Origin of the sequence: Polynucleobacter hallstattensis, assembly GCF_018881835.1 — a bacterium.
Classification (GTDB): domain Bacteria; phylum Pseudomonadota; class Gammaproteobacteria; order Burkholderiales; family Burkholderiaceae; genus Polynucleobacter; species Polynucleobacter hallstattensis.
This window is the reverse complement of record NZ_JACVPO010000002.1, coordinates 453,304-462,806: the sequence shown is the minus strand read 5'-3', so window position 1 is coordinate 462,806 and position 9,503 is coordinate 453,304. Positions and strand designations below refer to the sequence as shown.

Sequence of the window (9,503 nt, the reverse complement as noted above, 5' to 3'; positions counted from 1 at the left end):
CATGAGCGCTATTTCTTATTTAAATAGACGTAGTAAGTTGCAGGACTATTTTGATCGGACTGCAAATGATGCTTGGGCAAAATTAACTTCTGATGCTCCGGTGAGCGGAATCAGAGCAACAGTCAGAGCAGGGCGCGACCAAATGCGCTCAAATCTGATTGCCCGCCTGCCAGAGTCATTAAGTGGAAAACGAATTCTAGATGCAGGCTGTGGCACCGGTGCATTGGCTTTGGAATTAGCCCAAAAAGGGGCTAGTGTTGTTGCGATTGATTTATCGCCCAATCTCATTGAGTTAGCTAAAGAGAGAATTGCTCCAGCTGATCGTCAAAATATTGACTTTAGATCTGGCGATATGCTCGATGAAGGCTTAGGTGAATTTGATTACGTAGTGGGCATGGATTCGATGATCCATTACTGCGCGGATGATATGTTAGTCGTGCTGGAGAAGCTGGCCCCACGAGTTTCACATAAGATTGTATTTACTTTTGCGCCAAGTACCTTGCCGCTGGAAATCATGATTCGTGTTGGCCGTCTTTTTCCTAGAAAAGATCGGGCACCTTTTATAGAGCCTATAAGCCAAACTAAGCTAAGTAAGTTAATAGATCAATCACCCTGGTTTGTGGATTGGAAAATTCCCCACACCCAATTAGTTTCTAGTGGTTTTTATAAGTCACAACTCATGGAGATTGAAAAAGTATCATGATCAATCTGTCAAAGATGGCTAAGACATGGACGAGGATTGATCCTCGCTTTCTGCCTTTTGCTGACGTGGCGACCCCAGATTTACCTCTAAGCCGCCTCTTAAGACTATCTTTATTTCAAGTTTCGGTAGGTATGGCTACTGCTTTATTGGTTGGTACCTTAAACCGAGTCATGATTGTTGAGTTACACATGGATGCTTGGATGGTAGCCTTAATGGTTGCCCTCCCACTCATATTTGCACCATTTAGGGCCTTAATTGGCCATAAGTCAGATACCCATCGATCCATATTGGGTTGGAGAAGAGTTCCTTATATTTGGATCGGAACTTGGTTGCAGTTTGGTGGCTTGGCCATCATGCCTTTTGCGCTCATCATTCTGTCTGGAGATACCCATTGGCCAGCTTGGTTTAGCTACCTTGGCAGTGCGTTGGCTTTTTTACTGGTCGGCGCAGGAATGCAAACTACCCAAACTGCTGGCTTAGCTCTTGCAACAGATTTGGCGGACGCAAAAAATCGTCCGCGTGTAGTTGCCATGATGTACGTCATGCTGCTCTTTGGTATGGTCTTAAGCGGGGTAATGTTTAGTGTCTTTCTAGATCCATTTAGCCCGATTCAGCTAATTAAGGTGATTCAGGGAGTTGCACTCATTACCTTATTACTCAATTTATTCGCCTTGTGGAAGCAAGAAGCAAGGCAGCCTAAAAATACTGCGCCCTCTATTGTTCAGCCCAAATTCTCACAAAGTTGGAGTGAGTTCATTAAGGCGCCACAGGTTCGTCGCTTCCTCATCATGCTAGGTCTCGGAACTACTGCCTTTAGCATGCAAGACATTATCTTGGAGCCGTATGGCGGAGAAATACTCTTATTGGATGTATCTGCTACTAGCTTTTTGACTGCGCTGATTGCCTGCGGATCTTTACTGGCATTTACGCTATCTGCACGCTGGCTAAGCAAGGGCTATAACGCCTACAGAATTTCTGCAGCCGGCCTCCTGCTTGGGCTGATTGCCTTCTCCATGGTGATATTTTCAGAGCCATTAGGTTCACCCAATCTCTTTAGATTAGGCGCACTTCTGATCGGTTTTGGTGGAGGCTTGTTTGCAGTGAGTACGCTCACTATTGCCATGAGTATGGATCAGGAGAATAAAACTGGGATGGTGATTGGCGCTTGGGGAGCGGTAACAGCAACATGCTCTGGAATTGGTATGTCATTGGGAGGAGTCATTCGTGATCTCGTCTCGGATTTGGCGATGGGCGGTGCAATTGGTTCTGCCTTAATGAACCCTGCCACTGGGTATAGCTTTGTTTATCACATTGAGATTTATTTGTTGTTTATTACTTTGATAGCCTTAGGTCCACTAGTAGCCAAAAAGCGAAACCTGGAGATTTCAAAAATGAGTCAGTTTGGCCTAGCAGATTTTCCAAGCTAGTTTTTTAAAGAGGGAGAGAAAAAATGGGTACTGGTGCAATTACACAATATATAGATGTCGCTCAATTAGCGTTTTATCTATTTCTACTTTTTTTTGTTGGTTTAGTGATATACCTAACATTAGAAGGGAAGAGAGAGGGTTTCCCTCTTGAAACCGAACGCTTCGGCAAGGTTCGACGCGAAGATGGCATTTTAGGTATGCCAAAGACGAAGAAATATGTCACCGAATTCGGCAAAACCTATTACTCCCCCTTGGAAACTCCGCCGGATACAGAGCAGCTTTCAGCAGAGCCAATTCATCCGTGGAATGGCGCACCGATTGCTCCAATTGGCAATCCATTATTAGCAGGAGTAGGTCCAGGCTCCTATGCAAACCGTGCTGATCATGTTGATTACGATCTAGAGGGTCATGCGCGAATTCGTCCGCTGAGGAAGCTAAATGATTTTGCAATTGCAAAGCAAGATACTAATCCGATTGGCTTGAGCGTTATTGGCGCAGATGGTCATAAAGCTGGCGTTGTGAAAGACGTCTGGGTTGATCATATGGAAATGCTAATCCGTTATTTAGAGATTGATGTCAAAGGGTCAGCAGTCTTATTGCCTGTCAATTTCTCACGTATTGGAAAGCAAGATGTGCAAGTAGCATCAATCCTTGCAGATCAGTTTGCGGCTGTGCCAAAAACAAAGAATCCAGAGGAAATTACTTTACTGGAAGAAGAGAAGATCATGGCGTACTATGGCGCCGGCACTCTGTATGCGACTCCTGATCGTCAGGAGCCACTAATATGAGCCTGAACATTCCTAGTAGTCCAGAGCATGAGTTTGAGCCAGAGCTGGGACTTCCAGAAAAGTTACCTGAGGGCGAACGTATTTTGTGGCAGGGCTCGCCTGATGTAAAGGCGATGCTTCTGCGAGTGTTTCATTTCAAAGGGCTATTGATTTATTTCGGCCTGATCTTGCTCTATCAGATTATTACAGGGGTTACTGATGGTGAAGCCTTCAGTGCGATATTTTTCTCCTCCTTAAGGATTGCAATTTTTTCAGCCATTGGCTTATCTCTAGTTGCCTTACTTGCTTATCTCATGGCATCCACTGCGGTCTACACTATTACCAACAAGCGTGTAGTGATGCGGATTGGGATTGTGCTGAATATGACTTTCAATTTCCCCCTCAAGATGATTGAGTCGGCTGATTGCTGCGTCACTAAGCAGGGTACGGGAGATATTTCTCTCAAGTTAAGCAAAGATACAAAAATTGCGATATTTCACTTATGGCCGCATTCAAGGCCATCCCATTGGGCTAGTCCTCAGCCTACTCTACGGTGTATTAACAACTGCTCCGAAGTAGCCAAAATTTTGGTTGATGCTTGGGCTACTCAGAATAATGTCATTACTAGGTCAGTTCAAGCCGCTCAAAACAATCTATCGATGGTGAATGCGCCTTATTCAAGGGCTGAGACAGCATGATTTTGCGTATGAATACTATCCGCATCCAAAACTACATTGCACTGTTTGTAGTCATTTTTTTGGCGGGGATAGTTTTCCTGGTAGCTAATACCGTTCAGTCTGGCAAATCAGAAACACAGGCGGATGCCAGCGTGATCGCGAAAAAAACACTGTTTTTTAGGGATCTCCCTGATGGATCAGTAGGGGTTATATCAGCTTCTAATGGGAAAATGATTGCACAGGTAGAAGGTCAGGCTGGTTTTGTAAGAGGAATTTTGCGAGCGTTGGCTCGTGAGCGTCGTATTCAGCAAATTACCAGCGATGATGCATTTGAATTGAGTAGTCGATCTGATGGTAGGTTGACTTTAGTAGATCTAGCAACAGGCAATCGCATTGATTTGGAATCATTTGGTCGAGATAACGCAGCGCAGTTTGCTGCATTTTTAAATAGCGCGGGGCAATAATGTCTAAACAGCTGGTCAAATGTTCTGTAGATATGTCCAATACTTCAGAGTACCTATATGCCCATGTGGATCTTGACGGTATTCAAGTCGGCCCAGGAGATCAGGTGTTAGTCCATGATCCGATTGTGGAGCTCCCTTTTGGTGAAGTATTGAGCTACCAAAGAACAGCAACTGTTTCTAAGGCTAGTTGGTTGTCACGTTTTTGGGTATATCTGACTGCAAGACTCGAAATTACCTTGTTATACGAAGTCAGCTTTTCAACTACCCGATTCAGTCAAGCAAAAAAATATCCCAGAGTGCGCCCAGTAGTGCACACCCAACCCCTTATTGTGACTAAAGGTATTGAAGTATGAGCGCTAATGCCCCCACCATGGAAGCGGTTCGCCCCATTAATGAATCAACTGATCGCGCATTAGAAAGTACGATCTTAAGTCCCCGGTTCTACACCACCGATTTTGATGAGATGGATCGTTTTGATATCAGCTCAGTAAAGCCAGAGTGGGATAAGCTCATGCAAGAATTTGAATTAGATATTAATCAGGCTCACTTTCAGCGTCCCGAAGATATGTCTAAAGACTACTCCCACTTACCAGAAGGTTTGTATCAAGAGTTTTTAGATTTCTTGATTAGCTCGATTACTTCAGAGTTCTCGGGCTGTGTTCTCTATTCAGAAATTAAAAAGTCAATTAAGAATCCTGACTTAAAAGACTTGTTCTCATACATGGCTCGTGATGAGAGTAGACATGCCGGTTTTATTAATCAATGGCTCAAAGATTTTGGTATTGGGGTTGATCTAGGATTTTTAGCTCGTACAAAAAAATATACTTTCTTTAAGCCAAAGTTTATTTTCTACGCAACCTACTTATCTGAAAAAATCGGCTACGCACGCTACATCACGATTTATCGAATTATTCAAAACAAGCCAGAATTACGCTTCCATCCGATTTTTCTCTGGTTTGAGAAATGGTGTAATGATGAATTCCGGCATGGTGAAGCCTTTGCCTTATTAATGCGCTCTACGCCTAAGTTACTTGATGGCGGCAATCGACTGTGGATTCGTTTTTTCTTATTGGCGGTATACGCAACGATGTATGTGCGTGATCATTCTAGGCCTGAGTTTCATAAAGCGCTTGGAGTATCGCCAACAGACTACGACCGTAAGGTACTAGAAATTACTTCTGATATTACTAAGCAGGTTTTTCCTTTCACTATTAATTTAGATGATCCAAGAATTTGGGAGTGCTTTGAAAAGCTGAGAAAAATTTCAGATGAGGTAGATTATTTGAAGCGGGTGGGTGGTGTTTTCTCAGCTATCAAACGAGGTGCTCTAGCAATTGCAGCTACCGCTACCTTCTTGCGTCTTTACATGCTGCCCGTAGTTCCGAATGAATTACCGAGCGATATTCGCATGGCACCCGTTTGGTAATTCAATATGTATTTCTGGATAAGCCCGCTGATATTCACCGTCTTTATATGGTGGTTTAGCACAGGGCTTATCTTGAAGGTGCATAGCCTTCCAAAGCGTTTTTTTAAATCTATATTCATAGCCTCGATTGGAGTTTTATTGCTCGCCTTTTGGGGCTTGTCTATCTCTAGTCAGCAGGCGACGATTGCTGGTGCTTATTGCTCATTTACTTGCGCAATCATCATTTGGGGTTGGCAAGAGCTGGCCTTTCTTTTGGGCTACATCACTGGATCACGACGTTCAGAGTGTCCCAGTGGACTTAGCCCTATGACAAGAGCTTGGTACGCATTTCAGACGATTAATTATCATGAGCTGGCATTGCTCAGCTTAGGAGCGATTCTATTTTTCATTAATTTAGACTCCGTGAATCAAACTGGATTTTGGACCTTTGTCATTCTATGGGGTATGCGCCAAAGTACGAAGATTAATATCTTCTTAGGCGTTCTTAATTTCAATGAATCTTTCTTGCCACAGCATCTTCAGTATTTGGTTACCTATTTCAGACGCAGGGCAATGAACTTCCTGATGCCATTTTCTGTTTTGGTTTCTGTGATGATATTGATTCTGATTTGGTCTAGTGCTGGAGTGGATTCTTCTCCCTTTGATAGGGCCTCATATGCCTTGCTAGGAACCCTATTGGCTCTTGGTTTATTAGAGCATCTCTTTTTAATTCTGCCGTTTCCAAGTGAGCTGCTTTGGAAGTGGGGTTACAAAAAAAATCACTAATTGATTTGAATATGCTTTCAAAAAAAACTATTTTCTTAGCTCAACCTCGCGGTTTTTGTGCCGGAGTTGAAAGGGCTATTTTGATAGTTGAGGAGGCTCTCAGAATTTATGGTGCCCCCATATATGTTCGACATGAAATCATTCACAACGCCTATGTTGTTAAAGATTTCGAATCTCGCGGCGTAGTCTTCATTAATCAATTGGAGCATGTTTCTCAGGGCGCTATTCTGATTTTTAGTGCGCATGGAGTTTCGCAGGCTGTCAGGATGGAAGCGAATAATCGTCAATTCAAGGTATTTGATGCCACCTGTCCTCTGGTTGCTAAGGTGCATGCCGAAGTAGTCCGCTTAAAAGAGCGTGGATATCAAATCATCATGATTGGACATCGTGGTCACCCAGAGGTTGAGGGTACGATGGGCCAGATAGACTCTTCAATCTATTTGATTGAGTGCGTGCAAGATGTCGCTCAGCTTGACTTTGAAGAAGATGAGCTGATAGCTTACGTCACTCAAACGACTTTATCGGTTGATGAAACGCAAGAAATCACCAAAGCATTAGTGGAAAAGTTCCCCAATATTCATGCACCAAAACGCCAAGATATTTGCTATGCCACTCAGAATCGTCAAGATGCAGTTAAAGCAATGGTTCCGCAGGTGGATTTAGTGGTGGTAGTAGGTAGTCCAAACAGTTCTAACTCTAAGCGTCTTCAAGAGCTTGCTGAAAGCATGAATGTGCCAGCCTATTTAGTGGATGACCCCTCACAACTTCAAAAGCAGTGGTTTGATGGGATTCGTAATATTGGTGTAACAGCAGGGGCCTCCGCTCCAGAGGCATTAACAGCCCAAATCGTTGAGGCTATTGGCCTATTTTCCAGTGGAACTGTTTCACCACTCCAGGGAATTGAAGAAACAGTGAATTTTTCCCTCCCAAAAGAGCTTCTCAGGGCGGCCTAAACCCCTCTTTTTTCTCCTAAGTGCTGTTCTATAAGGGTTTTCACTTGTAAAAACAGGCGATAAAAGTGTCAAATTTAATTGACACTTTTAAATGTCAATGACAAAATCATTTACATGAATCTGCCTGATCCTAAAGCAATTTTGACGCTTTTAAAGCCCATCACTTGGTTTCCGCCAATGTGGGCCTTCGCTTGTGGATCAATCACTGGCAGTGAAAAAATTGCTGACAATTTACCGATTTTTCTTGTTGGACTGGCCCTGACTGGCCCACTAGTTTGCGCTTCTAGTCAGGCGGTCAATGATTGGTTTGATCGACACGTAGATGCGATCAATGAGCCCATGCGTCCAATACCCTCTGGTCGCATACCTGGTCGTTGGGGTTTATACATTGCGATCCTATGGTCTTTGATTTCCATTTGGGTGGGAAGTTATTTGGGTCCGATTGGATTTGCCGCAACCTTATTAGCCTTAGTGCTTGCATGGCTCTACAGCATGCCGCCAATTCGCTTTAAAAATAATGGTTGGCTTGGAAATCTTGCGTGCGGAATTAGTTACGAAGGTTTGGCATGGGTTACCGGAGCTACCTTGCTCTCAGGCGGCTTAATGCCAAATAAACCATCGCTAATACTTGCCGGCCTTTACAGTGCAAGTGCTCACGGCATCATGACTTTAAATGACTTTAAGGCGATTGAGGGTGATCGGCAAATGGGAGTGCGCTCCTTGCCTGTGCAACTCGGGGCCAAAAGAGCAGCGCAAGTTGCAGCTGCATTCATGTTGATTCCGCAGGTAGTGGTGCTATGCCTGCTGCTATCTTGGAATAAGGAAATGTATGCCTTAGTCATTGGCCTACTGATCGTAGCGCAAGTGATTTTATTAAGGGATTTTTTAAAGCGGCCCATAGAGAAAGCACTTTTTTATAGCGGCTTTGGAGTGCCTGTCTTGGTTACTGGAATGATGGTTTCTGCTTTTGCAGTGATGGGGATGGATAGCTAATGAGTATCGCAATTAGTCAACCTCTATTAAATCTTTCGACATTCGGATGGTTGAGTATCGTTCGCATAGGGCTTGTACAGGCTTGCATCGGGGCTATTGTGGTGATGACGACATCCACCTTAAATCGAATCATGGTAGTTGAGCTAGCCTTGCCAGCGAGTCTCCCAGGCTTTTTAGTGGCCATTCATTATTTTGTACAAGTCATTCGTCCAAGAATGGGCTTTGAGTCCGATAGTGGGGCTAAGAAAACGCCTTGGATATTGGGCGGAATTACTTTATTAGCCTTAGGCGGATTTGGTGCTGCTATCGCAACAACGTTAATGGGGGTGCATCTTCTCTTAGGCATTGCCTCAGCGATTGTTGCTTTCTTCTTTATTGGTGTTGGCGTCAGTATGAGTGGTACATCCTTGCTGGCACTGCTAGCGAAGGGTGTCAGCGACGAGCGCAGAGCGGCTGCTGCTACAACTGTATGGCTCATGATGATTTTTGGTTTTGCCATGACGAGCGGTATTGCTGGAAAATTTTTAGATCCGTATGAACCAGAAAAAGTGATCTTGATCTCCGGCATCATCTCTCTGTCTGCTATGGCACTTTCTTTTGCAGCCCTGTTCAAGCTAGAGGGTCATGATCTACAAAATAGTAGAGCGAAGAAAGATAAAAAAGTCCCCTTCAAAAAAGCCTTAAGTGATATTTTGGCTGATCCAGATACCAAGCGATTTACGATCTTTATCTTTTTGTCGATGCTGGCATTTAGTGCACAGGATTTAATTCTGGAACCATTTGCAGGAATGGTTTTTAAATACACCTTGGGTGAGACAACCAGTCTATCGGGTATTCAGCATGCTGGTGTGTTGACCGGAATGTTATTGGTCGCCGTCTGTGGATCGAGTCGATTGCGCAAATATTTTGGTTCACTCCGTTCATGGATGATTTATGGCTGTCTTGCTTCTGCATTGGCCATGTTTGGATTGGTTCTAGCTGGTTTGATAGAAGGTGACTGGCCATTAAAGCCGAACGTATTTTTGCTTGGCTTAGCAAATGGCGCTTTTTCAATTGCAGCGATTGCCTCCATGATGCGATTAGCGGTAGTGGGTGGAGCAGGCAAAGAGGGTGTGCGCATTGGGCTTTGGGGTGGTGCGCAAGCCATTGCCTTTGGCTTGGGTGGATTAATTGGTGCTGGGGCTAGTGATTTAGCGAGATCCATTTTCACCAATCCTGCTTTTGCATACTCCAGCGTCTTTTTTATCGAAGCACTGTTGTTTGTTGTTTCAGCATATATGGCCTCTCTAGTTGAGAGAAAAAATAGCACTACGAGTCAAGCGAGGTAA

The 9,503-nt window shown here is 44.0% G+C and carries 11 protein-coding genes; all 11 read left to right on the top strand.

What is annotated here, in order from left to right; translation table 11 throughout:
* Position 1: 1 nt before the first annotated feature.
* The 11 genes from bchM (at position 2) to ICN26_RS08770 (ending at position 9,503) form a co-directional block, all read left to right on the top strand.
* Complete coding sequence (gene bchM, locus ICN26_RS08820; protein WP_216268063.1) at positions 2–703, top strand: magnesium protoporphyrin IX methyltransferase; 702 nt, start codon at positions 2–4, stop codon at positions 701–703.
* Positions 700–2,130, top strand: a complete 1,431-nt coding sequence (locus tag ICN26_RS08815; protein WP_216268062.1) for a BCD family MFS transporter — start codon at positions 700–702, stop codon at positions 2,128–2,130. The genes bchM and ICN26_RS08815 overlap by 4 nt, the downstream gene beginning before the upstream one ends.
* A gap of 23 nt (positions 2,131–2,153) precedes the next feature.
* Positions 2,154–2,918, top strand: coding sequence for a photosynthetic reaction center subunit H (puhA, locus tag ICN26_RS08810; RefSeq protein WP_215354062.1), 765 nt, complete (start codon positions 2,154–2,156; stop codon positions 2,916–2,918).
* A complete protein-coding gene (gene puhB / locus ICN26_RS08805; RefSeq protein ID WP_216268061.1) occupies positions 2,915–3,595 on the top strand; it encodes a photosynthetic complex putative assembly protein PuhB in 681 nt (226 codons plus the stop codon). Before puhA ends, puhB begins: the two co-directional genes overlap by 4 nt.
* 8 nt (positions 3,596–3,603) lie before the next feature.
* Positions 3,604–4,038, top strand: coding sequence for a photosynthetic complex assembly protein PuhC (puhC, locus tag ICN26_RS08800; protein WP_216268060.1), 435 nt, complete (start codon positions 3,604–3,606; stop codon positions 4,036–4,038).
* A complete protein-coding gene (locus ICN26_RS08795) occupies positions 4,038–4,391 on the top strand; it encodes an O2-dependent cyclase accessory protein (protein ID WP_216268059.1) in 354 nt (117 codons plus the stop codon). Before puhC ends, ICN26_RS08795 begins: the two co-directional genes overlap by 1 nt.
* Positions 4,388–5,464 (top strand): magnesium-protoporphyrin IX monomethyl ester (oxidative) cyclase, encoded by a 1,077-nt coding sequence (acsF, locus tag ICN26_RS08790; RefSeq protein ID WP_216268058.1) that lies wholly within the window; start codon positions 4,388–4,390, stop codon positions 5,462–5,464. Before ICN26_RS08795 ends, acsF begins: the two co-directional genes overlap by 4 nt.
* A 6-nt stretch (positions 5,465–5,470) precedes the next feature.
* A complete protein-coding gene (gene puhE, locus ICN26_RS08785) occupies positions 5,471–6,229 on the top strand; it encodes a putative photosynthetic complex assembly protein PuhE (RefSeq protein WP_216268057.1) in 759 nt (252 codons plus the stop codon).
* 11 nt (positions 6,230–6,240) lie between these two features.
* Positions 6,241–7,182 carry a 4-hydroxy-3-methylbut-2-enyl diphosphate reductase gene (ispH, locus tag ICN26_RS08780; protein ID WP_216268056.1) on the top strand — a complete coding sequence of 314 codons (942 nt, stop codon included), beginning with the start codon at positions 6,241–6,243 and terminating at the stop codon, positions 7,180–7,182.
* Between the two features lie 114 nt (positions 7,183–7,296).
* Positions 7,297–8,175, top strand: a complete 879-nt coding sequence (chlG, locus tag ICN26_RS08775; RefSeq protein ID WP_216268055.1) for a chlorophyll synthase ChlG — start codon at positions 7,297–7,299, stop codon at positions 8,173–8,175.
* Positions 8,175–9,503 carry a BCD family MFS transporter gene (locus ICN26_RS08770; RefSeq protein WP_216860404.1) on the top strand — a complete coding sequence of 443 codons (1,329 nt, stop codon included), beginning with the start codon at positions 8,175–8,177 and terminating at the stop codon, positions 9,501–9,503. Before chlG ends, ICN26_RS08770 begins: the two co-directional genes overlap by 1 nt.